Genomic DNA, 25,170 nt, shown 5'->3' with positions numbered 1-25,170 from the left:
GGAATCGAGGGTCTGCCCGGATGGTCAGTATCAAAGACGTTGCCGACCAGGCGCAGGTTGCCGTGGGCACAGTATCGAACGTGCTCAACAACCCGGACCGCGTAGCTGAAAAGACCCGTGAGCGGGTGCTCAGCGTCATCTCGGAACTGGGCTTCGTGCGCAATGATGCCGCTCGCCAGCTCCGTGCCGGGCTCAGCCGCACCATTGGGCTCATCGTCCTCGACGTCAGTAATCCGTTCTTCTCTTCGCTGGCGCGCGCCGCCGAAGACCGGGCGGCGGAGTCGGACAGCACCGTGCTGCTGGGGGACAGTGGGCATGACGCCGGCCGCGAAAGCCGCTATCTCGATGTGTTCGAGCAGCAGCGGGTCAAGGGTGTCCTGATTTCCCCGGTAGGTAACGTCGATTCCCGGCTCGAGCAGCTGCGGGCGCACGGCGTGCCGGTGGTTTTGGTGGACCGGGTGGACCCGCAGCGCCGGGTCAGTTCAGTGTCAGTGGATGATGTCGCCGGCGGTTACATGGCGGTGAAGCACATGCTCTCGCGCGGGCGGCGGCGCATCGCGTTCATCGGAGCGTCCACCGACATCCAACAGGTGGCGGACCGTCTGGCCGGAGCGCAGCAGGCTGTGGAGGAGTACCCGGATGCCGAGCTCGAGGTGGTGGAAGCCGCCGCAATGACCGTGCTGGCGGGGCGCGCGGCCGGTGAACTCCTTGCGGAGCGCGGCAGGGAAGGCCTGCCGGACGGCATTTTTTGCGCCAACGATCTACTGGCCATCGGCGTGATGCAGGCTGTGCTGCTCATCCGCGGGTTGCGGATTCCGGAGGACCTCGCGCTGATCGGCTACGACGACATCGACTTCGCCCAGTCTGCGGTTGTTCCGCTGTCCACAGTGCGGCGGCCAACGGAGCTGATGGGGCGCACCGCCGTCGAACTGTTGCTTGAAGCGATTGACCGGACCTCACCCGAAAGCCGGCAGGTCATCTTCCAGCCCGAGCTGGTCAGCCGCGGAAGCACGCTCTAGCCCTTCCTCCTTCGTGAACTTTTGTGCAGCTCCGGCGAGTCCGACGCCGGTTTGAGTCACCGTAGGTGCGCAAAAGTTGCGGGCAGGCGAGCTCCTTGGCAAGTCGCAGTGGTAGCATCCATGAAACGATTCATACCCGCTCGACGAGGAGAACTATGGAACGCGTCTGCTTCCAGTTGCAGGTGAAGCCCGACCGCCTTGAGGAGTACAAGGAGCGCCATGCCGCCGTCTGGCCGGACATGCTCCGCGCCCTCAAGGACACCGGCTGGAACAACTACTCGCTCTTCCTCCGGCCGGATGGCCTCCTGATCGGGTACGTCGAGTCGGATGACCTCGCCGCAGCCCAGCGCGCTATGGCCGAGACCGACGTCAATGCCCGATGGCAGGCCGAGATGGGCGAGTTCTTCGTGGAGCTCGACGGCCGGCCGGACGAAGGATTTGTGCGGATCGAGGAGGTCTTTCACCTCGAGGACCAGCTCGACGCCCACGCCGAATGATCATCAGCCCGCAAAGTAGCCGGAAAATGGCAGGTTCGCCGGGAAGACCCCACGAACGTGCCACGCACCGGCGATCCTGACTCGAAAGGTCCCTCCAATGACCCGTACCCTCCGCGCCGCCATCCTCGGCACCGGCGCCGTGGCGCACCTCCATGCCGAGGCGCTTGCCGCGATCGACGGCGTCACCGCGGTTGCCTCAGCCGACCCCAGCGAGGAGCGGGTCCGTGACTTCAACGCCCGGCACGGAATCGCAGCCGGGTACGGCACCCTGGAGGAGCTGTTGGCCAAGGAGGCTGTCGACGTCGTGCATATTTGCACTCCGCCGGCGGGACATGCGGAACAGACAAAAGCAGCGTTCGACGCCGGTGCTCACGTCATCGCCGAAAAGCCGCCTGCGCTCTCCCTCGCAGAGGTGGACGCCATGCAGTCGGACGCGGTGGCCGCGAACCGGAAGCTCGCCGTCGTCTTCCAGCAGCGAACCGGCACGGCCGCCGCTCATATCCGGAACCTGCTGCGGTCGGGTGAACTCGGGAGGCCGCTAACCGCCGTCTGCCATACACAGTGGTACCGCGGTCCCGAGTACTTCGACGTGCCGTGGCGCGGAACGTGGGAGACCGAGGGTGGCGGCACCACGCTGAGCCACGGCATTCACCAGATCGACTTGCTCGCCTACCTGCTCGGCGAGTGGAGCTCGGTGTCCGGCCAGCTGTTCCGGCTTGACCGGGAGTTGGAGACCGAGGACACCTCGTGCGGCGTCGTCGTCTTCGAGAATGGCGCCATCGCGTCGGTTCTGAGCACTGTGCTCGCGCCGCGGGAGTCGAGCCTGATCCGCATCGACACGGAGCACGCCACCATCGAGCTCGAGCACCTCTATGGCCACAACCACGCGAGCTGGAAGCTGACGCCGGCCCGCCACATCAGTGCGGAACGGGCGGCGTCGTGGGCGCTGCCGTCGAATGAGGTGCCGAGCGGGCACGATGCGCTCTTGTCCGAGGTCTACGAATCACTTCTTGCCGGGGCCGATGTCCCGCCGGTCGCCGCTGATCCTGCACGTGCTATCGAGATTGTTGCTGCCCTCTACGCATCGGCCGGGCGGGGTGCTCCCGTAACCCGCGGGGAACTCGCTGCGCCAGACTTTCGCGGGAGCATGCGCGCTCCCGTAACGGATCTGCGTCCCGGTCGGTGAGCGCACCGCTGCTCGCCGATCCGCTCGGCGGGCCGACTGATCCGTCGGTCATCCGCAACGAGCAGACCGGACAGTGGTGGATGTTTTACACCCAGCGGCGCCCCGCCGATTCGGGCGCGGGCGTCGAGTGGGTGCACGGCAGCCGGATTGGCACGGCCGTATCCGACGACGGCGCGCGCTGGCTCTACCGCGGTGTGGTCGACGGTCTCGACCCGGCTGGGGAGCCCGGCCCGAACACCCACTGGGCGCCCGAGGTCGCGTGGGACGGAACCCGCTACCACATGTACCTCACGTGGATCAGGGGCGTGCCTTCCACCTGGGCCGGCCATGAGCGGCGCATTGTGCATCTGGTCAGCGACGACCTCGAGCACTGGAAGCACCGGGGCTTCCTTGAGCTGAGTTCGAACTACGTGATCGATGCGGCCATCGCCCGGACCGCCGACGGTCTCCTGCGCCTCTGGTACAAGGAAGAGGCGGAAGCATCCACTACCTACGCCGCTGTCAGTCCCGACTGGGACAACTGGTCCGTCGAAGGGCAGGTCATCGGTGGTGCGCCCCATGAGGGCCCGAACGTCTTCGAGCTGGGCGGGTTCTTCTGGATGATCGTGGACGAGTGGCGCGGCCAGCGCGTCTACCGTTCGGATGATGGTCTTTCCTGGTTGGTGCAGGGCTTGATCCTCGATTCGCCCGGCGTGCATCCGGAGGATAGGCAGGTAGGCAGGCATGCCGACGTCGTTGTTTGCGGTGTTGAAGCCGTTGCGTTCTATTTCACCCACCCGGAATGGGACGGAAGCAACGACGTCGAACTGCAGGCTGGCGCGCTGCGCCGGTCGGAGGTGCATCGGGCGCGGCTGTGGGTTGCGGCCGGCGTGCTGCTGTGTGACCGTGATGCGCCGGTAATTGCGTTGGGCCGACGCATGCCGGAAAGAAATATGCGGGACAAATAGCGCCAGAGGGTAGCTTTCCGGCGTAACAGGCGATTTACTGGCATTAAGTTGTTCGAATCAACAATCTCCGTTTATGGTGAGGTGGGTGTTGAACCGGCAGCTGATCCTGGTGCCCGTCCCCAGTGTTTCGGCGACTTAGGGCACAGCCACAACAAAGGAGCGCAATGAAGCGATACACCAGTAAGGCAGCCCTCGGAATACTTGGAGCGGCACTCGTTGTGCCGGCCCTGACGACGGCTCCGGCGCAAGCCGAGTCCGCGCCGGTCCAGACCGAGGTGACTGAGGACTACGACGTCCTCGTTGTCGGCAAAACCACGGGCTTTCGTCACAGCAGCATCGATGAGGCGACTACGGCGATTATCGCCCTCGGCGACGCGAACGGTTTCAGCGTCGACGTCTGGGATCCGCCAACCTCGCCGAGAAACCAGGGGCAGCCTGACCGCACGCTGCCAAGCACACCGTTCACCAGCGCATCGGACCTTGCAAAGTACGAGACCATCGTCTTCGTTTCCACCGTCGATGGCACCAACAGCCTCAACCCTGCGACACCGACGCTGCTCGACGAGGGTGAACTGGAGGCGTTCCAGGGTTACATCCGCTCCGGCGGTGGCTTTGCCGGCGTCCATGCGGCAACGGATTCCATGCACACCGTTCCCTGGTACAGCGAACTCACCGGCGGGGGTGCGCGGTTTGTCAGCCATCCTGCCCAGCAAACAGCCGTTCAGGTAGTGGAAGACGGCACTCATCCTTCGACCGAGCACCTGTCAGGAACCTGGACGCGCTTCGACGAGTGGTACAACTTCAACCAGAGCCCACGCGATGCCGTCCGCGTTCTCACGAACCTCGACGAAACCACGTACAACCCGGGCGGTAACGCCATGGGTTCCGACCACCCGCTGTCCTGGTGCCATAACTTTGAGTCCGCCCGCTCCTGGTACACCGGTGGCGGTCACACTGAGGCATCGTACGTTGACCCGGTCTTCCTCGAGCACCTGCTGGGCGGCATTGCGTGGTCAGCCGGAGCGGTGAACGGCGGCGGTGACTGTGTCACCTGGAATGAGGTCGAAACAACGACGGCGGACCTGCTCGCTGAAGGAGCTATTTCATCGAAGGCGGCAACCCAGATTGGAAAGCAGCTGGATAAGGCGCGGGCACTCGCCGAGGCCGGTTCGCATGACGATGCTGCGGAGAAGCTCAACGCGGCTGCCGCCCAGGTTCGGGCGCACGTCAACCGTGGCTCAGACGCCCACAGCTTGCTGCTCGGCAAGGTGCAGGACCTGCAGGTTTGGCAGAGCGAGTTGAAGTAACCCCGGCCTCCGCCGCGCTGGCCGCTGCGTAACGCGCCAGTTCGGCGGCATCGCCGATTATCCTCACGCAGCATGGCCGGAACTGGTTGCGCAGCATAGCCGCGCAACCAGTTCTGGCCGCACGTCGCTCATTCAACGTCGGAAGGTCATCGATCCTCGTGAGAAATTCACTCCGTCGCTCCCGCAAGGCGCGGGTCCTTACCGTCGCCGCCGCGGCCTCGGTCCTGATAGCCGTTATCGTTGTGCTCACCGTTGCACTTGCCGCAGGAGGTGCCGGTCCTTCTGAAGCCGGTCCTTCTGAAGCCGCTTCGCCCGAAGCCGGTTCCATCGAAGCGATAGCTGAACAGTTGGCCGCGGGGCAGGAGCGCGAAAGGGCTGAGCTCAATGCCGATCTGGCCGAAGCAGCCGAAGAAGCGCAGGGGCGGATGGCGCAGGTGCTGCAGGAACTCGCTGCCGCTGTACCGGTGCAGGAGGGCGAGGGTCCGGCCCCAGCCAGTGTCAGTGACGTGGACCGGTGGAACCACGAGCTGGTCCTTGCCGTGTCTGCATTGGAAACCGTCGACGAAGGAACATCTGAACAGACGGTTGCGCGGGAGGCCTTCATCGGCGCCGCGCAGTTGCTCCTGTCGACGGCGGCTCACTATGAGCAGTTGCTGATAGCGCCCGCGGAGGAGCGGGTAGCGCTCACCGTCACGGTGGCTGAGCAACATGACGCGGCCGTGCGCCTATGGCAAGCCGGGGCAGCGCAGCTCGATACCCTCGCCGTAGAGTCAGGCGGCTCGCACGTACACCTTTTCCTGGCTCCGGATGGTGACCCCGACGCGGTCCCGGCGGAATTCCGGGAGCCCGAAGAGCCAGAGGAGTAGCCGCCTAACCACGCGGAGCTAATCCGCTCGTAAGCACACGGATGCGGGACGCAGGTCCGGTCGAATTTCGAGCCGTCAGCGGATTCAAACCAGATTGCCGCCCGGCGAACGGGAACCCCAGCACATCGACCTTGGAAAAACCTTGACCGGTCGCGAACCTTCACCTAGCGTTGAGAAAGCGCTTTCCGTTGAAAGGATTCAAAGATGAACCCGCGCCTTCGCGTCATCCCCGTACCCGCAACGCTCGCACTCAGTGCAGCCCTGATCGCCGGAGGTGGCGGCGTTCCAGCCGCTGCAGCTCCGGCCCCCGATGCCCAGGTAGGCATCCAGCTCGAACACCTCGACCGCGGCCTCGTTGCGGCAGCAACCTCCGAGGGAACCTTTCTCAGCTGGCGTCTTCTCGCCACGGAGGTCACCGGTGCCAATGGAACCGGCCAGACCGGCGCGGACTTCGCCGTCTACCGCAACGGCGAGAAGATCGCCACGGTCACCGACAGCACCAACTACCTTGACCCCGACGCGACGGAAGGGGCCACCTATCAGGTTGCCGCCGTCGTCGGCGGTGTGGAACTGCAGCGCAGTGAAGAAGTGGACCCCTGGGCACAGGGCTACACCGATATCCCGTTGCAGAAGCCGGCCGACGGCGTAACCCCCGCCGGTGAAAGCTACACCTACTCCGCGAATGACATGAGCCTTGGCGACGCGGACGGCGACGGCGACTACGAGTACGTAGTCAAGTGGGATCCCTCGAATTCGAAGGATGTCTCGCAGGTCGGGTACACCGGCAACACCTACATCGACACGTACACCATGGACGGAACGCTGCTCCATCGCATCGACCTCGGTGTCAACATCCGCTCCGGCGCCCATTACACGCAGTTCATGGTCTACGACTTCGACGGCGATGGCCGCACCGAGATGATGATGAAGACGGCGCCGGGCACCTCAGTCACGCAGTACACGGACGGTGTAGCCGGCGAGCCTGAGTACATCACGATGCCGGCCGATGACATCGCCGCCGGTTACAGCAACACCGACGATTACCGGAAGAGCGCGGCCGACTACTACGAGCACGTCGTGGACATGTTCGCCACCTGGCACGAGCACCCCGAGGTGGTCGCGGGCAACTGGCCCGCCACACTCGAGGAAGCGTTCGGCATCGAACAGCGCTACGAGTACCCGCTCTCCGACGCCGATGCGCGCGCCATGGCGGACTACTTCATGGATGTCTACGCGCCCAGCCGCAGCGGCAGGAACAACCTCCGCGCCTTCGAGGGCTTCATCCTCAGCGGCCCTGAATACCTGACCGTGTTCGACGGCGCCACTGGAGACGAGCTTCAGACAGTGGACTACGAGCCGGGCCGGCACGACGACGGTCTCATGTGGGGCGATTACGCTATGTCCCGCATCGAGCCGGGCAACCGTGTGGACCGCTTCCTCGCGGGCGTCGCCTACCTGGATGGCCAACGCCCGTCAGCCATTTTCGCCCGCGGCTACTACACCCGCTCCACCATCGCCGCCTACAACTGGGACGGCACGAACCTTTCCAAGGTCTGGAACGTGGACAGCGGCTGGACGCCGATGACAAACCCGTTCAATGACGGCCCGCACGGCCGCCTCGGCACCGACCCCGAGTTCGGTTCCATCACCACGCAGGGCTTCCACTCGCTCAGCGCCGCGGATGTGGACGGCGACGGCAAGCAGGAGATCGTCTACGGCTCAGCAACAATCGACGACGACGGCTCCCTCCTCTACAGCTCGTTCGACACCATGCCGGAAGGCAGTGCAACGCCGGGTGCCGAGGCCGGCCTCGGTCACGGAGACGCGATGCACGTGACGGACATCGACCCGAACCGCCCCGGTCAGGAGATCTGGACGGTCCATGAGGGCGGACGGTTCGCCCCGTACGGTTCCGCCATGCGTGACGCCGCAACGGGCGAAGTGCTGTTCGGTGCGTACTCCGGCAAAGACACCGGCCGCGGCATGATCGGTGACGTGCGTTCCGATGTCGATGGCATTGAGGTCTGGGCGAGTATGCCGGGTGGCAGTGATGGCTCGGGTCTGCTGAGCTCCGACGGCGAGCAGCTGGAAGCCCGCACCCCTGGCACCAACATGAGCATCAAGTGGGCCGCCGACATGACCACCCAGATTGTGAACCGTTCCGGCAACGGATCACCCACCGTCGACGACTGGACCCGCGGCACCCTGCTGAGCGCTGAAGGCACCCAGACCAACAACGGCACCAAGGGCAACCCCGCCCTGGTCACGGATGCCTTCGGAGACTGGCGCGAGGAACTGTTCGTCCGCACGGCCGACAGCTCCGCGATCCGTGTGTTCCTGAGCACCGAGGTCACCGACCACAAGCTCACCACCCTCATGCATGACCCGCAGTACCGCGCGGAGGTGGCCCGCCAGAACACGGCCTACAACCAGCCGTCCTACACGAGCTACTACTTCGCGTCGGACATGAACTTCGCCGAGGTGCCGGTCCCCGATGCGTGGACTCCGGGTCTCATCGGGTACCTGCAGGCCACGCTTGAGTCGTTCATCGAGAGCGGGGATGTTGCGGGACCGGTCGCGAAGCAGCTCCAGGCTTCGCTGGCCCAGGCGCAGGAGAGTGTCGAGCAGGGCAACACGGCCAACGTCGGGAAGGCAATGGATCGCTTCGAGAAGTTTCTGAACCAGGGCAAGAAGCCCGACGTCGTTTCAGATTCGGCTCGCGCCGTCCTTGAGAACGGGGTGCAGACGGTGCTTGGAATGGTGAGGTAAGCCAGGGCCAGGTTCCCGGAACTTTCGGGCAGATAAGGCGGGTTCAGCGCAGCTGAACCCGCCTTATCTGCGCAACACTTCCGTTTTCCAACGGTATTGCTCTGTGCTACGAAGCCGAGCCGTGGACGCTTGGTAGCCAGTCTCCCGTCGCTATTTCAATTGAGCGCGGGAGTGTCCTTCGGAATGACCCCGTTCGCATAGAGATCCTCGGCGATATTCTGCAGCGCGCGCAAAGCCACGCGTTGCGTGAGCGGGCCGTAGGAGATGCGAGCCACGCCCAGTGACTCGTACTCGGCGGCGGACAGCGCCCCCGGCAGGCCGATGACGCTGAGCTTGCGCTCTCCGAGACCGGCGACGAGGCGGTCGGTGGACTCCCGGTCCAGGACCCCGGGTACGAACACGAGGCTCGCGCCGGCGTCGAGGAAGGCTCTGCCGCGCTCGATCGCATCGTCGATGCTGTCGGAAAGGGGGCGATCACCGCCGCGCACGATCGCATCTGTGCGGGCATTCAGCTGGAAGGCCACACCCTCCTGCTCCGCAACCCGCACGATGGCCTCTACGTTGGCGACCGCCTCGGCCAGCGGAACCAGTCGGTCCTCGACGTTCGCGCCGACGACGCCGACTCCGATCGCTTGGCGGACGGACTCGCCTGGGTCTCCGAAACCGGCGTCCAGATCGGCGGTCACCGGCAGGTCGGTCGCTTGCACGATCCGAGCCAAGGCAGACAGCGCAAGATCGAAAGGAATGGTGCCATCCGAGAATCCGTGACTTGCCGCGATCGAGTGCCCGGCGGTAGCTATTGCGCGGGTTTCGGGCAGGTCAGCAACGGCTCGGGCGCTAATTGCGTCCCAAACGTTGACGACACGGAGAATTTCGGGGGCTTCGTGCAGGGCCTTCAGTGAACTGGCCTTCTCAGCGGTTGTCATGATGGTGACTCTACTTGAGCGGCGGCGCCCCGCACCGTCGACGTATGGGTGGAGTGAGCCGGCCTGGGGATAGTGAGTCCGTGTCTCTGCGTCAGCATTTGACGCGGTCGGGCTGGATCAGGGAAGTTGTAGTTCCTTCAGCTGCCTACGAGAGGTGATGTCCAGCTTCCGGAAGATGTTGCGCAGGTGAGCTTCGATCGTGCGTGGACTGAGGAATAACTGCGCGCCGACTTCCCGGGAGGTTGCGCCGGTGCTTACCAGCCGCGAGATGTGCAACTCGTGGGCGGTGAGCGCGTCGGCCGGATGCGAGGTTCGTTTGCGCGGATGCTCCCCGGTTGCCCGCAGCTCGTTCGCGGCACGTGCTGCAAAAGCACCCGCTCCCATGTCCGACAGCAGTTGGTGGGCGGTGCGGAGTTGTTCACGGGCGTTGTGCCGGCGGCCATCGCGACGCAGCCACTCGCCGTAGACGAGGTGTGCGCGGGCAGCGTCGGTCGCTATTCGGCAGCCCTGAAGCCGTTCGATCGCCTCGCGGTAGTGCTCTTCGGCAGCGGGTCCGGTGGTAATCAAGGCCCGTGAACGCGCCTCCAGTCCGAGCGCCCACGATGTACCGCAGGCACGAGTTCGCGAACTCAACCGTTCGAGGGCGAGTGCGGCTCCTTGGGAGTCGCCGGCGCGGACGGACGCCTCAACGAGCTCGGGCAGGCCGACCGTGCTGAGCGAGAGTTCCACTGAGTCGCACGCCCTTCCAGCTGCCTGCTTCGCGGCCGAGTAGTTGCCGAGGCCGTTGTGAAGCACGGCCGTCGCGTAATGGGCCAGCGCAACCTCAGTGCCCTCCTCCGGGTAGCTGGCATCCCGAAATGTGAGGTCGTTTAGTTCGGTTGCTGCGGCGCGGTCACCACGCCAGGCGGCCAGGATGGCCTGGGCGTGGCGCAGGTGTACGCCACCGGTCGACTCCGTGATCGCCGTCGCCTCGGCAGCCAGCTCGCCGGCCCGGGCGAGCTGGCCGCTGATGATCAGGACGTTGGCCTGGAAGCTCAGAGCGGCTGGGAGCCCGGCGAGAGCACCGGCGGCTCGGCCCAAACGGACGTTGCAGTCGGCCAGTGCGTGGGCAAGATCGTCGTCGAGGATCCCCACAGCTACTCGCCCGGCCAGCCAAAGCCACGGTCGGCTTTGATAGTGCAGCACGCCTTCGACGCGAGCACAATCAAGCAACGTTTCAAGTGCGAGCCTCAGGCTGGGCACTCCTGCTGCGTATCCCCGGGCCACGGTAGTCGCGAGCCCTTCCAAGAGCAGGTCCACGGGTCGCGGCGAAACCCCGATGGCGGAAGCGGCAAGCGCTACCTCGGCAATACCGGCCCCAGCCGAGCCGCCATTGATGATCGCCGCATCCAGAGCGTGCAGGTAAGTTTCACGGGCCAGCGCTGCGTCGAACGGGGCAAACCTATCTGCGGCATCCAGCAGCATCGTTGGTGCCTCTTCGTCTCGCGTCAGGTGGAATGCGATCTGGGCGCGTAGCAACTTCAGGCGAGCGTCCTGAAGTGCGTCCAACGGCCCATCCGCAGCTATCGACAGCAGCTTAAGGGCGTCCTCGGATGCACCGGCCCCGTGCTTGGCGTGTGCGGCTTCCAGTGCCCGTCTCACTCGCTGGGCCGGATCCGGAGTCAGCTCGGCCGCTTGCTGCAGGAACGCTGCCCCGGCAGCCAATCCGCCGCGGGCCCGTGCCCGGTCCGCGGAGCGCTCCAGCTCCGCGGCAACTTCCTCGTCGGCGCCCAGCACCGCTTGCGCTCGGTGCCAGGCGCGCCGATCAGGGTCCAGATGCGGGTCCGTTGCGACGGCCAATGCATGGTGTGCCCGGCGGCGATCGGGTGGTGTCGCGGCTTTATAGATAGCCGACCGCACCAGTGGGTGACGGAACCTCACTCGCGTGTCGATCTGGAGCAACTCGGCAGCCTCGGCCTCCGCCGCCACCTCGCGGGCGATCTCCAGCTTCGCGACCGCGCGCCACAGCAGCGCCGCATCGCCGGTCGGCTCTGCCGCGGCCACCAGCAGCAGCAGCTGGGTTTCGGCGGGAAGGCTGCCTGAGCGGCTCCTGAAGCTGTTCTCGATGCGGCGCGGGATGCTCAATACTCCCGGCAGTTCGAAGCCGCCGGCCAACTGCGCCGCCTGCGCTCCCTGTGGAAGCTCAAGCAGGGCCAGAGGATTACCGCGGGCTTCTGCGATGATTCTGTCACTCACCTCGTCATCCAGCGGGGCGCGGAACGCGGCGGCAAGTAACGTCCGGGCGTCGCCTTCATCCAGCCCCTTCAAGTGCAGTTCCGGTAACCCGGCGCACGGGTCAACCACCTCCCCGATGTCACTGTCACTGGAGTCGCGCACCGAGAAAACCAGCAGTACTCGCTCGGCCGCTACCCGCCGCGCCACAAAGGTCAGTACCTGGGCGGACGCCGAGTCCAGCCACTGCGCATCGTCGATGAGGCACAGTAGAGGACTCTCGTCGGCTATCTCGGCCAGGAGACTGAGAACGGCCAGACCGACCAGGAACCGGTCAGGCGCGGCACCTTCGCGGAGCCCGAAGGCCACGCTCAAGGCGGCCTGCTGCGGGTCGGGCAGTGCGCCCGCGCGGTCCAGCAGGGGCGTGCAGAGCTGGTGCAAGGCCGCGAATGCGAACTGCGACTCGGACTCCACTCCGACTGACGTCTCTACCCGGAAGCCTAGTGGGGCTGCTGCTTTACGTGCGTGCTCCAGCAGCGCTGTTTTCCCGATTCCCGCTTCGCCACGCACTACAACCGAGCCGCTGCGTCCGGCCTGCGCACGGGTCAGCAACAGTTCTATAGCCTCGCGCTCTGCGCGCCGACCCAAGAGTTGCGCCACATTCGCTCCCGCCTGGGTCCGTCGTCGAAATGCTAGGTGTACTAGGCAATTGTCACCGATGCGAAGGAGGACTGCCAAGCAGTCAACTCGCTGCGGGCGAATGGTCCTCGACTGGCTGGCTCCTCCTTGTTGCACCGTCGTTGAAACGTTGCGCCGTCGTTGAAACAACACCGTGGCTATGGATGCCCGTGTAGGTGGCTTTCACCGACGCGTACTGACTTGTTCGAATGCGAGCCTGATCATGCGGCACGGACGGCATCTTGCTGACGAGCCCAAACTGACAACCGGACGACGGGCCACCGAAGGGAAAGAACCATGGGATTCATCACCGTTGGGGAAGAGAACAGTACGCCGATAGAGCTGTATTACGAGGATCACGGAACAGGTCAGCCGGTGCTTCTCATCCACGGGTATCCGCTGAACGGACACAGCTGGGAACGCCAAACCCGAGAGTTGCTGGCCAACGGGTACCGTGTCATCACCTATGACCGTCGAGGGTTCGGGCGGTCCTCGAAGGCCGGCTCAGGCTACGACTACGACACGTTCGCCGCGGACCTGAACACAATCCTGGAAACTCTCGACCTTCGGGACGTTACTCTCGTCGGGTTTTCCATGGGCACCGGTGAGCTTGCCCGCTACGTTGCCCGTTACGGACACGAACGGCTGGAAAAACTGGCATTCCTCGCTTCATTGGAGCCGTTCCTCCTCGCTCGCGAGGACAATCCCGAGGGCCTTCCTCGAGAAGTCTTCGACGGAATCGAAGCCCGGGCTAAGGGCGACCGGTACGCCTGGTACTCATCGTTTTTTGCTGACTTCTACAACCTCGACGAAACCCTCGGTAGCCGTATCAGTCAAGAGGCCGTAGACGGAAGCTGGAACGTCGCTATCTCCAGTGCACCTGTGGCGGCCCACGCCGTAGTGTCCTCATGGATCGAAGACTTCCGCGCGGACGTCGATGCTATCCGCGCCAGCGGCAAGCCGGCACTGATCCTGCACGGCACGGCCGACGGAATTCTCCCTATCGACGCCACAGCCCGCCGCTTCCGCCCGCTCCTGCCCGATGCGCAGTACATCGAAATCGAAGGCGCTCCGCACGGGTTGCTCTGGACGCATGCAGCCGAGGTCAACAGGGCGCTTCTCACGTTCCTCAAGACCGAACAAGAAACGGCGGGCTCGGCAACCGGTCAGGAAAGAAAGAACCCCCGCGGATCGCGACAAGCGTCGCCCGCATTAGCAAGGAGCCTTGGATGAATCCCATCGAGGAACTCGTCAATAACTTCCGAGAATTCGTGGCCCAGGTGCCCGAACTAATTCAGCCGCTGATAGTGATGCTGGCTGGCGCCGTCCCCTTTATCGAGGGCGAGGGCGCGTCCATCATCGGCATCGTCGGTGGCGTCAATCCCGTTGTTGCGGCAGTAGCCGCGGCTGCTGGAAACTTCATCTGCGTGCTCCTCGTGGTGCTTCTTACATCACAGGCACGCACCGCCGTCGTAAACCGCCGTTCGGATCGGGTTGGCGCGACCATGGGGGCAACCGCCGTCTCAGGCTCTGCGGGTGGCGTCGCCGCGGTTGCCGACAATCAGGCACCAGCCAAGCCCAGCTCCAAGGGCCGGAAGCGCTTTGAAAGGTGGCTTGTCCGCTTCGGCGTGCCCGGCGCGAGCCTCCTCGGGCCGCTCGCCATCCCGACGCAGTTCACTTCGGCGATCCTGGTGGCCAGCGGCACTCCGCGCGGATGGGTTCTGCTGTGGCAGGCGATTGCGATCGCGCTGTGGACCACCATCGCCACGGTCTCGGTCCTGCTTGCGCTCCAAGTCGTCACGATGGCCTGATCCCATGGGGGAAATCCGTCTCGGGCTGGCGGTCGCTAGCGCAGTGTGGCAAATAACGAGACGATGCAGTAGGAAGCAGCAGGAGAAGGCAGCATGAAAACCACGACGATCCAACGGGTAGAGAATGCGGCGATTGCGTCGTCGATCATGATCGCGGTCATCGCTTACAGTCAGCCTTGGTGGCTGCTTTTCGCCGCGTTTCTCCTGTTCGACCTGTCAGCCCTCGGCTATTTGCGCAGCTCCCGGGCTGGTGCAGCCACCTACAATCTGATGCACAACTACACTGGTCCGGCACTCGTGCTGTCGCTTTACTTCGCCCTTCTGCTCGGCGGTCGTCAGGCGACCTGGCTTGCGCTCCTCGCTGCATGCTGGGCTTTTCACGTCGCGGTTGATCGGGCCCTCGGCTACGGACTCAAGCTGGAGGACTTCACGCACACGCACCTCGGGCGGATCGGTCGGAAGCCGATTGCTGCCGACCGCCCACCTGTTCCGATGACCAGCCGGGAAAAGAGCCAGATCAATGACTGAGACTGACAGCACCGGGCCCGCCGCGACGGCGGACGCTAATCAAGCCGATCCCCCGTCCTTCGACGGACTGCGCGCCCTCTTCATCAACGCGACCCTCAAGCGCTCGCCGGACCCGAGCCACACAGACGGACTGATACGCCGTAGCAGCGGCATTATGCGTGCCCGCGGGGTCGAGGTGGACGAGATTCGGGCGGTTGATCATGACATCGCCACCGGAGTGTGGCCTGATATGACCGAGCACGGCTCGCAGACTGATGCCTGGCCTGCGATTTTCGAGCGGGTGCTGGCTGCGGACATTCTGGTCCTGGCTGGTCCTATCTGGCTGGGTGACAACAGTTCGGTGATGAAGCGCGTAATCGAACGGCTTTACGCCTGCTCGAGCATCCTCAATGCGCATGGTCAGTACGCCTACTACGGCCGCGTGGGCGGCTCTTTGATCACCGGCAACGAGGACGGCGTCAAACACTGCGCAATGAATGTGCTCTACAGCCTGCAGCACCTCGGCTACACCATCCCGCCGCAGGCGGACGCCGGCTGGATCGGAGCAGTCGGCCCGGGCCCCTCCTACCTCGACCCGGGTTCAGGCGGACCGGAAAACGACTTCACCAACCGCAACACCACTTTCATGACCTACAACCTGCTGCACCTCGCCGCGATGTTGCGTGCTGCAGGTGGCGTTCCGGCGTATGGGAACCGGCGCAGCGAATGGGACGCCGGCTGCGCACCGGATCAGCAGAACCCAGAGCACCGCTAACCGAAACGGTAAGGAACAAGCATGACCGCAAAACAGATGTCCGACGCTGATGTGTGGCCCTCATTGCGGGTGGCGGATTGGACAGCGACGCGCGATACCCTGCACATGTGGACCCAGATTGTGGGCAAGATCCGGCTGGTGAACGCGCCCCTGCTCAACCACTGGTGGCAGGTCACGCTCTATGCCAGCGCTAGAGGGCTAACCACATCAAGGATTCCGTACCGAGCAGAGGCCTTCGATATGGAGTTCGATTTCATCGACCACCGGCTCGTCATCCGCAGCAGTAATGGTTCGAGCAAATTTGTGTCACTGGAGCCGAAACCGGTCGCGGATTTCTACGCCCAGACCATGCAAGCCCTTGCTGATTTGGGGATTGAGGCGGAGATTCAGTCGCGGCCAAACGAGGTTGAGCCGGCGATTCCGTTCGCCGAAGACTATGAACACGCCTCTTATGACGCCGAAGCAGCGCACTTGTTTTGGCGGCAGTTGCTCCAAGCCGACCGGGTTCTGGGCGAGTTTCGGTCGCACTTTGTCGGGAAGGTCAGCCCGGTCCACTTCTTTTGGGGAGCGATGGATCTTGCCTGCACCAGGTTTTCGGGGCGTGCGGCCCCGCCGCATCCGGGCGGTGCCCCGAACTGCGGCGATTGGGTGATGGTGGAGGGATACTCCCGGGAGCTAAGCAGTTGCGGGTTCTGGCCCGGTGGCGGGGACGAGGGAGCGTTCTACTCCTATGCCTATCCAGAACCGGAGGGATTCTCTGCCTATCCAGTCATGCCGCCGGGTGCTTTCTACAGCTCCGAGTACCGCCAGTTCCTGTTGCCGTACGAAGTTGTGCGCAGCGCTGAGGATGCGGACCGCATGGTGAGCGAATTCCTTCACTCCACCTACCAGGCTGCCGCCGATGGTGCCGGCTGGGACCGCGAGGCCTTGGAGGACCATCCTGACCGGTGGCGTGATGAGCAGTCTCGCCGCCGCTGACCGGAAGTTTTGCGCAGATAAGGCGGGTTCAGCGCAGCTGGATCCGCCTTATCTGCACAAAACTTCAGACGTCGTTGCGCGTGAACGCGGCTGCCCGGACCACGTCGTCGCTCTCCAAACCCGCACCCAGCGCGCCGCCCACGGTCGCCAGGGCTGCGGTGAGCAGGCTCAGCTGCGCGTACTCCGCCAGTCCCACAGACTCACCGACGACGGCGGCGAACACTCCCGCGTCGACCAGCAGCACCGCTGCCAGGAATGAGAGCACGAACAGCGCCCCGAAGAAGGTCACCACACCGATCACTACGGTCGCCGTCGTCGCCAGATTGAACAGGGTGACCTGCTCCCGCTCGACCCTCCGGCGTGGACGCTCCCATAGGTCCGCGCCGATCATCAGGGTGAGCGTGACGGCACCGACCGCGAGCACGGTCAGCAGGATCAGACGAAGCGGACCGTAGGCGGTGGCCAGCAGCCAGAGGTCGCTCGTCGCGAGGGTCACCACGCCGGCGGCCGCCGCAGCCGTCAGCGCGCGGGACAGGGTAACCGCAAGCCGCCACGGCCGGTTCGCGAGAATGAGGCCGAGCAGCACCCGCGCATTCCCAGCAACCACCCGGCCGGTGAACTGGAGTGGGTTTTCGTCGGCGTGGTCGGGTAGGTCGTCAGCCATTTCGCGGGCGCGGCGGGCGCGGTCTTCCGGTTCGTCGTCGTCGTCCCAGCCGGCCAGTGGGCCCACCAGCCGGGCCACCGCCGTCGTCATGCTTTCCCTGCGGCCCACCGCACGGAGCGCCGGCAGCGCCACGAGCCCCACCCGGTGGACGGGGCTGATTTGGGTGAGCACCGGCTTCCGTCCGCTGCGCAGCGCCAGATCACTGACGACGACGGCGAGATCCCAGTCTTCGTCCAGCAGCCGGTCGCGCGCGGTTTCCAGCAGTTCCGACGGCGCGCGTCCGTCGAGGGTTTCGACCATCATTGACACGCGCCACCCAACGCCCGGGTATGACTCGCGGAGCAGGCGGGGCAGCGCATCAGTCAGATCCTGAAGCGAAGCCGGGTCAAGCGAGGGGGGAATGACGACGCCGAGCGTCAGCTCAGGAACATCGCCGGGCTGCGGCGGGGGAGTATCAGGCACCGCTCAATGATCCACGTTTCGGAAGTTTCGTGCAGCTTTGGCGAGTTGGAGCGCATCCGAATCCGCCGTAGCTGCGCAAAACTTCCCAGGGGGTCAGGCCGAGGCGAACACCTCGCGCTGAAACCGGATGTGCTCAGCGGCCTGGACCGCGCCGCCGTTCTCATGCCCGTTGTAGGGGAAGACGTTCATGGATTTCGGCCCGGCGTAGGAGTTGTAGGCGGCGTAGACGCAGGACGGCGGACAGACGTCGTCGAGCAGTCCTACCGAGAAGAGCGCCGGCATGGTGGCGCGGGCGGCGAAGTTGACGCCGTCGAAGTAACCCAGAGTGTTGAAGACTTCCTCCTCGCGCCCGCGCTGGATGCCGAGATAGCGCACCAGCTCGCTGTACGGAGCGGTGTTCACGATCTCCGTTGCACGCCGGACGTGGGAAAGGAACGGCACGTCCACGATCGCGCCCAGCGGTGCATGCTCCAGGAAGGTGGGGGATAGGGCGGCGGAGGCCAATGCAATCGCCCCGCCCTGGCTCCCGCCGGAGATTAGCACTCGCGAAGGATCAACGAACGGGTGCGCCTGCGCCGCTTCGACCGCGCGCACCGCATCGGTGAACAGCCGCCGGTAATAATAGGTCTCAGGTGAGTCAATACCCAGCGTCAGGTGCCCCCCGAAGTGAGGCCCGCCCACACCGGGGTCGGGAGTGTCTCCACTGCGGTGACCGGCGCCCTGTCCGCGAAGATCCATAACAAAATGCGCGACGCCGGTGCTTGGGATGGCAGTCCACTCACCGAGCAGACTCCTGCCGCCGCCATAACCGATATAAGTGACGACGGTGGGCAGCGGACCGGAGGCCGAGCGCGGCCGGAGCATCCATCCCTTGATGGCGTGCCCGCCGTAGCCGGCAAAGGTGACATCCTCAGTGACCAGTTCTGAATAACCGGCGTCAACCTCGTCGAAACGGGCATCGAGTGAGAAGGCCGCCGTCTCCGCGAGGGTCTTCTCCCAGAACGCGTCAAAGTCTGCGGGTTCAGTGCGATCCGGTGCGTACTGCTCGAGCTCGCGGAGGGGGAGGTCAAACTGCGGCATCTGAAGAATTCCTTCGCTCATTGTGTCTCGGAAGTATCACAGCTCACATTATTCTAGGAGTAGGCCTTGCGCATTGAGACGATTCAATTTACTCTCGATGGAGAGCGCTTTCCCGTGATGTACACCACTGTACCAGCGGCCCAAAGAGCTTCACCTCAAATCTGAGCCGTTCCCAGGAGGACAAAGATGTTCAATAAACTTTCACGACGCGCCGGGTCCGGCGTAGCGCTCACCATGGCAGCAGCTTTCATGCTGACCGCGTGCGGCGGCAACGGCGGCGGCGAGGCCGGCGGCACCCCCGATCCGAACGAGGAAGTCACCCTCAACTTCACCTGGTGGGGCAATGAGGACCGCGCCGAGCGTTACAACGAGGCCATCGCTCTGTTCGAGGAGCAGAACCCGAACATTGACGTTAACGGAACCTTCATGGACTTCCCCGCCTACTGGGAGAAGCGCCAGACCGAAGCAGCGGGCGGCGGCCTGCCGGACGTCATGCAGTTCGACTACAGCTACCTGCGCCAGTACGGACAGAACGGGCTGCTGATGGATCTCACCGAGTACGTCGGCAACGGGCTGACCACCGACACCATCGACGAAACCCTCCTGGCAACCGGCAAGCTTGAGGACCAGACCCTCGCTGTGCCCACCGGCTACAACGCCTGGTCGCTCTTCGAGAACCCTGCGCTGATCGAGCAGGCCGGCGTCGAGGGCTACGAAGGCGGCACCTCGTGGGAAGACTACGAGGCGTACATGGCCAGCGTGAGCGAAGCCGGCGACGAAATCTGGGGCGGTACCGACTACACCGGCCGCATCCAGAACTTCGAGCTGCAGCTCCGGCAGGAAGGTCGCGAACTTTTCACTGAGGACGGCCAACTGAACTTCACCCAGGAGGAACTCGCTGAGTTCTGGGCCAGCGCATCCGATCTGCGCGAAAGCGATGCAGTGATCCCCGGCCGCAAGCTGGAGGAAGTGGCCCCGAAGTCCGGTTTCGGCGCAAATCTGACCGCCAGCGAGATGACCTGGTCCAACTTCATGGGTGGCTACCTTGGCGACACCGGTGCTGAGGACTTGACCATCCTCGCACCGCCCACCAGCGATCCTTCCGTGAAGGACCTCTACCAGAAGCCCTCCATGCTGCACGCGGTTGGCGCTCAGACCGAGCACCCTGAAGCTGCAGTGGCTCTCGTTGACTTCCTGATCAACAGCCCCGAGGTCGGCGAGATCTTCGGCGCTTCCCTGGGCGTTCCGGCTTCGGAAACCGCTCTCGAAGGTGCCGCGCTCGAAGGCCCCGAGCTTGAGGTCAAGGAGTACCTGGATTCAGTGTCTGACCGCATCGGCGAGCCGCCTGCAGCTCCGATCGTGGGTTACGGCGCACTGGAGAACACCTTCCTGACACTCGGTACCTCGATCGGACTGGACGCCATCACTCCTGAAGAGGCCGCCCAGCAGTTCTTCGACGAGGCTGCCGTTACGCTCGGCAGCTGAACACCGACCTTAGCTATCACCGCTATTAGGAGCAGGCTATGACCACGGGATCGGCGCACGCGCCAACACACACCCGCACTACCGCCGAACCCGGCACCCGTCCGGCGGGCAACCGCCGGACGGGTGGGCAGCCCCGACGCAAAGGCAACAGGGAGAACGTGGCGGGGTACCTTTTCCTCTCCCCATGGTTGCTTGGGCTTTTCGCGCTTACTCTGGGCCCGATGCTGTACTCGCTGTACCTCGCATTCACGGACTACAACCTCTTCACAGCCCCCGAGTGGACCGGCCTGGGCAACTTCGAACGGATGGCCGGCGACACCGTCTTCTGGGGCTCGGTCCAGATCACCATGATCTACGTCCTTGTCGGCACACCCATCAAGCTGGCCGCCGCACTCGGTGTGGCTATGCTGCTGAACTACAAGACCAAGGGCACCGCGTTCTTCCGCTCGGCGTTCTATGCACCGAGCCTCATTGGCGCATCGGTCAGCATCGCCATCGTGTGGCGGGCAATGTTCTCCGCGGACGGCCCGGTGGACAGCGGCCTGAGCCTCTTCGGCATCAACCTCGGCGGCTGGGTGGGTGTCCCGGCCCTGATCATGCCGATGATGATCCTCCTCGCGGTCTGGCAGTTCGGAGCCCCGATGGTCATCTTCCTGGCGGGCCTGAAGCAGATACCCACCGAGCTGTATGAAGCGGCGTCAGTGGACGGCGCGAAGGCATGGCGCAAGTTCCTCAGCGTCACCCTACCGATGCTCTCTCCGGTGATCTTCTTCAACCTGCTGCTCGAAATGATCGGCGCATTCCAGATCTTCGCGTCCGCCTACATCATCGGTTCAGGAACCGGCGGACCTGCCGGCGCCACCAACTTCTATACCGTTTACCTCTACACCCGCGCCTTCACGAACAATCAGATGGGCTATGCCTCGGCAATGGCCTGGGTACTCCTGATCGCCGTAGGCATCCTCGCGTTTATCCTTTTCCGCACCTCCAAGAGCTGGGTGCACTACGGAGGTGACACAAAGTGACCACGATCGAAACCAATCCGACCGCACTTCCACCGGTCGAGGCAAACCGGAAGCGACGCCAGCCCCGGCGGAGGACCGCAGCAACGGTGGCCTGGATCATCGGCATCGTGCTGCTGACCGCCGTCGTGCTCTATCCGCTCCTGTGGATGATCTCGGCTTCGTTCAAACCGAGCGCCGAGTTCGGTGCGAACAACAGCTTCCTGCCCCAGAACCCTACCTTCGATAACTTCTTCAAGGTCATGGAGGGCGTTGCCGGTATTCCCACCTGGAAGTTCTTCTGGAACTCCACCATCCTCGGCATCGGCGCGGTGATCGGCACCGTCATCTCCTCATCCATGGCCGCCTACGCGTTCGCCCGCCTGGACTTCAAGGGCCGCCCGCTGTTCTTCACCATGATGATCGGCACCCTCCTGCTCCCGTTCCACGTGCTGATCATTCCCCAGTACATGATCTTCCGTAACCTCGGGATGATTGACACGTTCTTCCCCCTCCTGGTCGGCAAGTTCCTGGCCACTGAAGCGTTCTTCGTGTTCCTTATGGTCCAGTTCATCCGTAACCTGCCCAAGGAACTCGACGAGGCAGCGCGCATTGACGGCTGCGGCCACTGGCGCATCTTCTGGTCCATCACCATTCCGCTAATCAAGCCGGCGCTGATCACCTCCTCGATCTTCGCGTTCATCTGGAGCTGGAATGATTTCCTCGGCCCGCTGCTGTACCTGAATTCGCCGGACAACTACCCGCTGCCGCTGGCACTGCGGGTGTTCAATGACCAAACCAGTGGTTCCGACTACGGCGCCACGGTGGCGATCGCGGTGCTGGCACTGCTGCCGGTCATGCTGTTCTTCGTGATCTTCCAGCGGTTCCTCGTCGACGGCGTTGCCACCCAGGGCCTGAAGGGATGACACCCCGCAGCGTCCGCAAACGGCGTGAACGACCCCAACCAGACGGCACCCAGCTCAAGTGGCCGGGTGCCGAGGGGAAGTTTGCACTGTTCGCGGAAGTGCTGTGGATAGGGATCCTTACGGTCGCCGGCGGCCTGCTGCTGGTCACGCTGCCGGCGGCGATCGCAGCCTCCAGCCGGCACCTCCACCGCTATCTACTGGCCGAGCGTTCCACGCTCGGCCAGTGGTGGTCGGACTTCCTGTCTGCTCTCCGCACTGGTTGGGTAGTCGGATTGACGACGACGGCGCTCGCCCTGGTCCTGCTCTTCAACCTCCTGCTCGCCGGCACCCAGGTGCTGCCCGGCTGGCAGGCGGTATTCGTCGTCGGGCTCCTGGCACTGGCCGCTTTCGCGCTGACGCTGCTGCAGTCGGCGGTCCGCTGGACGCCCGAGAAGGGCTGGCGGCAGGCAGTGCGGGACGGTGTGCAGGCTTTCGGCTCGGACCCGGGCGCGATTGTCCCGCTGCTCGTCGCACTGACGCTGACCGTCATCGTGACCTGGCAGTTGCCGCCGCTGATTGTGCCCGGGATGGGCTGCCTTGTTTTTGCTGTGCTCGTTGTGAAGGAACGCGAGCGCAAGCGCTAGATCCTCAACACTCCCGAAAGGAACACCGTGCACTACGGCGGCGATTACAACCCCGAGCAGTGGCCTGAGTCAGTCTGGCCGGAAGATGTCGAGCGGATGCGTGAGGCCGGGGTCACCATGGTGAGCCTCGGGATCTTCGCGTGGTCGCGGATTCAGCCTGCGGAGGACGTCTACGACTTCGAGTGGCTTGACCGGGTCATCAATCTGCTGCATGAGGGTGGGATTGCCGTTGACCTTGCTACTGCGACGGCGTCGCCCCCACCGTGGATGACCGTTGCCTATCCGGACATCCTTGCCGCAGACGAGAACGGCGCACCGTACTGGCACGGAAGCCGGCAGCACTACGCGCCGTCGTCGCCGTCGTACCGTCGTCTTGCCTCGGCCCTGGTGCAGCGCCTCGCCGAGCGGTACGTGGACCACCCGGCGGTGGTGCTGTGGCACGTCAACAACGAGTACGGCTGCCACCTCAACCTGGACTACTCCGACTCCGCGCGCGATGCCTTCCGCGTCTGGCTCGAGCGGAAGTACGGCACGCTCGATGAGTTGAACGCTGCCTGGGGCACCTGGTTCTGGGCGCAGCACTACGAGACCTTCGACCACATCTTCCCGCCGCGCAAAGCCCCCTACAGCCACAACCCCGGTCAGTTGCTCGATTTCCGCCGGTTCACCTCGGACATGCTGCTCGAGTGCTACACGATGGAGCGGGACATCATCCGCGCCGCCGGAGCAACGCAACCCGTCACCACGAACTTCATGGGTGCCTTCAAGCCCGCCAACTACTGGGAGTGGGCGGCGGAGATGGACGTCATCTCCGACGACTGCTATCCGGACCCGAACGAGCCCGAGAGCTTCCGTGCAGGTGCCTTCCAACGGGACCTGATCCGCTCCTTCAAACCGGACACCCCATGGCTGCTCATGGAGCAGTCCACGAATGCGCTGAACTGGCGGCCCACCAACGCACCCAAGGCGCCCGGGCAGATGCAGGCGTTGTCCATGCAGAGCGTCGGCCGCGGCGCGGACGGCATCCTGTTCTTCCAGTGGCGGCAGTCCCGTGCGGGCGCCGAGAAGTTCCACTCAGCGATGCTGCCGCACGCCGGCACGTCCACCCGCACCTGGCGCGAGGTCGTCCAGTTGGGCGAGGAGCTTGCGTCCCTGCCCGCGCTACCCGCCGGCTCGAAGGATGCCCGCGTGGCCATCGTCTTCGGCTGGGAGAACTGGTGGGCCATCGAGAACCCGGACCACCCGGTTGTCCTCGATTACGTGGAGTGCGTTCAGCGCTGGTACAACGCCATCCATCGTCAGCACGTGCAGATCGACTTCGTGCAGCCGACGTCGGAGCTTGGGCAGTACGCCGTCGTCGTTGCACCACAGCTGTACCTGCTGACAACCGACGGCGCCGCGAATCTCACGAGCTTCGTTGAGGGTGGCGGGCACCTGCTGGTCACCGCGTTCAGCGACGTCGTCGACGAGCACGACCGTTTCCGCGAGGGCGGGTTCCTCACCCAATTGGGCGCGTTGCTCGGTGTCACGCTGGAGGAATTCGGCGCGCTGGTGCCGCCTTCCGCTGCCGGACCGGGTCAGCGCACTGCCCCTGTCACTTTGAGTTCTGACGCCTTCGACGGCCTGTACCTCGCGGAGGAGATTGCCGCCGTCGACGCGGAGGTGCTCGCATCTTTCAGCGGCGGGCGCACCGAGGGTCTGCCGGCCTTCACTGGTCGCAAGGCCGGCGCTGGCCGCGCCTACTACCTCGCAACAGTGCCCGACGACGACGGCGCTCGCCTGGTGAGTGCGCACGTGTTCGCAGGTGCCGGCGTCGTTCCTGTGCTTGAAGGGCTGCCGGAGCTGGTGGAAGCAGCGCAGCGCGGCGACGTGGTGACGCTGATTAACCACGGTACTGACGCCGTCGCAATCGAGGTGTCCGGTGTGGACCTGCTCACGGGGGAGGCCGTGGACAAGGTGCATCTGGAGTCGTTCGGGTACGCGCTGGTGCGCCGGGGGTAGGTCATCCGCCCGCGGGCCTGGTCGCTTTCCCGTCCAACCACAGCTCAGCCGATTCGTCCCGATGCGTGCCGTCGGAACCGACGTGCTTTTCGCTGATCTGCGGACCTTTCTTGATGACGTGGACCAGCGCCATGGCATGCCCGCGGCCCAGGCCGTAGTCCGCGTTCAGCCAGTCCACTATTTCCCCCGCTTTGACGGCAGGGCTATCAAAACCGCGCTCCTTCGCCTGCTCAACCAGCTCACGTGGAGTTCTGCCGGTCTTGTCTTCAATAGCGTCGAGGTAAGCCTGGAACGACATGCGGTTTCCTTACTGGCTTTTGTAGGCCGGGTTGTCGGGACTGAACTTCCTGAGCCTAAGGCAAAGTCCCTTGCGCTGTGGCGGGCTAGCCGCGATGCGGGAGCACTACCCGGGAGCACCTAACCTAGTGAGGACGCACACGAAGGAGTGGAC

22 protein-coding genes are annotated in these 25,170 nt (G+C 64.4%); 17 read left to right on the top strand and 5 right to left on the bottom strand.

Translation table 11 applies throughout. The features are described from left to right. Positions 1 to 20: 20 nt before the first annotated feature. The 7 genes from ABFX19_RS04550 (at position 21) to ABFX19_RS04520 (ending at position 8,591) form a co-directional block, all read left to right on the top strand. Complete coding sequence (locus ABFX19_RS04550) at positions 21 to 1,019, top strand: LacI family DNA-binding transcriptional regulator (RefSeq protein WP_277359408.1); 999 nt, start codon at positions 21 to 23, stop codon at positions 1,017 to 1,019. Positions 1,020 to 1,174: 155 nt separating this feature from the next. Beyond that, positions 1,175 to 1,516 carry an L-rhamnose mutarotase gene (locus ABFX19_RS04545; RefSeq protein WP_277359407.1) on the top strand — a complete coding sequence of 114 codons (342 nt, stop codon included), beginning with the start codon at positions 1,175 to 1,177 and terminating at the stop codon, positions 1,514 to 1,516. Positions 1,517 to 1,613: 97 nt separating this feature from the next. Further along, on the top strand, positions 1,614 to 2,702 hold the full coding sequence (locus ABFX19_RS04540) for a Gfo/Idh/MocA family protein (protein WP_346027654.1): 1,089 nt from the start codon (positions 1,614 to 1,616) through the stop codon (positions 2,700 to 2,702). Further along, positions 2,699 to 3,649 (top strand): glycoside hydrolase family protein, encoded by a 951-nt coding sequence (locus ABFX19_RS04535; protein WP_346027653.1) that lies wholly within the window; start codon positions 2,699 to 2,701, stop codon positions 3,647 to 3,649. Before ABFX19_RS04540 ends, ABFX19_RS04535 begins: the two co-directional genes overlap by 4 nt. 164 nt (positions 3,650 to 3,813) lie before the next feature. After that, positions 3,814 to 4,956 carry a ThuA domain-containing protein gene (locus ABFX19_RS04530; RefSeq protein ID WP_346027652.1) on the top strand — a complete coding sequence of 381 codons (1,143 nt, stop codon included), beginning with the start codon at positions 3,814 to 3,816 and terminating at the stop codon, positions 4,954 to 4,956. Positions 4,957 to 5,114: 158 nt separating this feature from the next. After that, positions 5,115 to 5,822, top strand: a complete 708-nt coding sequence (locus ABFX19_RS04525; protein ID WP_346027651.1) for a hypothetical protein — start codon at positions 5,115 to 5,117, stop codon at positions 5,820 to 5,822. Between the two features lie 204 nt (positions 5,823 to 6,026). After that, the gene (locus tag ABFX19_RS04520; protein WP_346027650.1) at positions 6,027 to 8,591 is read left to right on the top strand and encodes a rhamnogalacturonan lyase; all 2,565 of its coding nucleotides are present in this window, start codon (positions 6,027 to 6,029) and stop codon (positions 8,589 to 8,591) included. Positions 8,592 to 8,746: 155 nt separating this feature from the next. On the opposite strand, the gene ABFX19_RS04515 is transcribed toward ABFX19_RS04520, so the two are convergent. Then, positions 8,747 to 9,517: an isocitrate lyase/PEP mutase family protein gene (locus tag ABFX19_RS04515; RefSeq protein ID WP_277359401.1), complete on the bottom strand. Its 771-nt coding sequence runs from the start codon at positions 9,515 to 9,517 to the stop codon at positions 8,747 to 8,749. A 117-nt stretch (positions 9,518 to 9,634) separates the two neighbouring features. Further along, positions 9,635 to 12,388: an ATP-binding protein gene (locus ABFX19_RS04510; protein ID WP_346027649.1), complete on the bottom strand. Its 2,754-nt coding sequence runs from the start codon at positions 12,386 to 12,388 to the stop codon at positions 9,635 to 9,637. A 315-nt stretch (positions 12,389 to 12,703) separates the two neighbouring features. Between ABFX19_RS04510 and ABFX19_RS04505 the strand changes: the two genes are divergently transcribed. The 5 genes from ABFX19_RS04505 (at position 12,704) to ABFX19_RS04485 (ending at position 16,477) form a co-directional block, all read left to right on the top strand. Beyond that, positions 12,704 to 13,639, top strand: a complete 936-nt coding sequence (locus ABFX19_RS04505) for an alpha/beta fold hydrolase (RefSeq protein ID WP_346027648.1) — start codon at positions 12,704 to 12,706, stop codon at positions 13,637 to 13,639. Further along, on the top strand, positions 13,636 to 14,217 hold the full coding sequence (locus ABFX19_RS04500) for a small multidrug efflux protein (RefSeq protein ID WP_346027647.1): 582 nt from the start codon (positions 13,636 to 13,638) through the stop codon (positions 14,215 to 14,217). Before ABFX19_RS04505 ends, ABFX19_RS04500 begins: the two co-directional genes overlap by 4 nt. Positions 14,218 to 14,310: 93 nt before the next feature. After that, on the top strand, positions 14,311 to 14,745 hold the full coding sequence (locus ABFX19_RS04495; RefSeq protein WP_346027646.1) for a DUF4260 domain-containing protein: 435 nt from the start codon (positions 14,311 to 14,313) through the stop codon (positions 14,743 to 14,745). Next, positions 14,738 to 15,499 carry a flavodoxin family protein gene (locus tag ABFX19_RS04490; RefSeq protein ID WP_346027645.1) on the top strand — a complete coding sequence of 254 codons (762 nt, stop codon included), beginning with the start codon at positions 14,738 to 14,740 and terminating at the stop codon, positions 15,497 to 15,499. The genes ABFX19_RS04495 and ABFX19_RS04490 overlap by 8 nt, the downstream gene beginning before the upstream one ends. 21 nt (positions 15,500 to 15,520) lie before the next feature. Further along, positions 15,521 to 16,477, top strand: coding sequence for a DUF5996 family protein (locus tag ABFX19_RS04485; RefSeq protein ID WP_346027644.1), 957 nt, complete (start codon positions 15,521 to 15,523; stop codon positions 16,475 to 16,477). 64 nt (positions 16,478 to 16,541) lie between these two features. Here the strand turns inward: ABFX19_RS04485 and ABFX19_RS04480 are convergent, their stop codons facing one another. Beyond that, complete coding sequence (locus ABFX19_RS04480) at positions 16,542 to 17,603, bottom strand: hypothetical protein (RefSeq protein WP_346027643.1); 1,062 nt, start codon at positions 17,601 to 17,603, stop codon at positions 16,542 to 16,544. A 93-nt stretch (positions 17,604 to 17,696) separates the two neighbouring features. Continuing rightward, positions 17,697 to 18,683, bottom strand: coding sequence for an acetylxylan esterase (locus ABFX19_RS04475; RefSeq protein ID WP_346027642.1), 987 nt, complete (start codon positions 18,681 to 18,683; stop codon positions 17,697 to 17,699). A 186-nt stretch (positions 18,684 to 18,869) separates the two neighbouring features. Here ABFX19_RS04475 and ABFX19_RS04470 point away from each other — a divergent pair, with 186 nt between their 5' ends. Genes ABFX19_RS04470 through ABFX19_RS04450 form a run of 5 tightly spaced genes read left to right on the top strand, consistent with a single transcriptional unit; the run spans position 18,870 to position 24,719 of the window. Beyond that, the gene (locus tag ABFX19_RS04470; RefSeq protein WP_346027641.1) at positions 18,870 to 20,168 is read left to right on the top strand and encodes an ABC transporter substrate-binding protein; all 1,299 of its coding nucleotides are present in this window, start codon (positions 18,870 to 18,872) and stop codon (positions 20,166 to 20,168) included. Between the two features lie 38 nt (positions 20,169 to 20,206). Next, the gene (locus tag ABFX19_RS04465; protein ID WP_056545161.1) at positions 20,207 to 21,193 is read left to right on the top strand and encodes a carbohydrate ABC transporter permease; all 987 of its coding nucleotides are present in this window, start codon (positions 20,207 to 20,209) and stop codon (positions 21,191 to 21,193) included. After that, complete coding sequence (locus tag ABFX19_RS04460; RefSeq protein WP_277359153.1) at positions 21,190 to 22,095, top strand: carbohydrate ABC transporter permease; 906 nt, start codon at positions 21,190 to 21,192, stop codon at positions 22,093 to 22,095. The genes ABFX19_RS04465 and ABFX19_RS04460 overlap by 4 nt, the downstream gene beginning before the upstream one ends. Continuing rightward, positions 22,092 to 22,718, top strand: coding sequence for a hypothetical protein (locus ABFX19_RS04455; protein ID WP_346027640.1), 627 nt, complete (start codon positions 22,092 to 22,094; stop codon positions 22,716 to 22,718). Before ABFX19_RS04460 ends, ABFX19_RS04455 begins: the two co-directional genes overlap by 4 nt. A 27-nt stretch (positions 22,719 to 22,745) precedes the next feature. Further along, on the top strand, positions 22,746 to 24,719 hold the full coding sequence (locus ABFX19_RS04450; protein WP_346027639.1) for a beta-galactosidase: 1,974 nt from the start codon (positions 22,746 to 22,748) through the stop codon (positions 24,717 to 24,719). 1 nt (position 24,720) lies between these two features. On the opposite strand, the gene ABFX19_RS04445 is transcribed toward ABFX19_RS04450, so the two are convergent. Further along, complete coding sequence (locus ABFX19_RS04445; RefSeq protein WP_346027638.1) at positions 24,721 to 25,017, bottom strand: DUF4287 domain-containing protein; 297 nt, start codon at positions 25,015 to 25,017, stop codon at positions 24,721 to 24,723. Positions 25,018 to 25,170: the final 153 nt, after the last annotated feature.

This window comes from Arthrobacter parietis, assembly GCF_039530425.1.
GTDB classification, from domain to species: Bacteria; Actinomycetota; Actinomycetes; order Actinomycetales; family Micrococcaceae; genus Arthrobacter_D; species Arthrobacter_D parietis.
The sequence above is the reverse complement of the archived record's forward strand: the minus strand, read 5'-3'. Positions and strand labels throughout refer to the sequence as shown.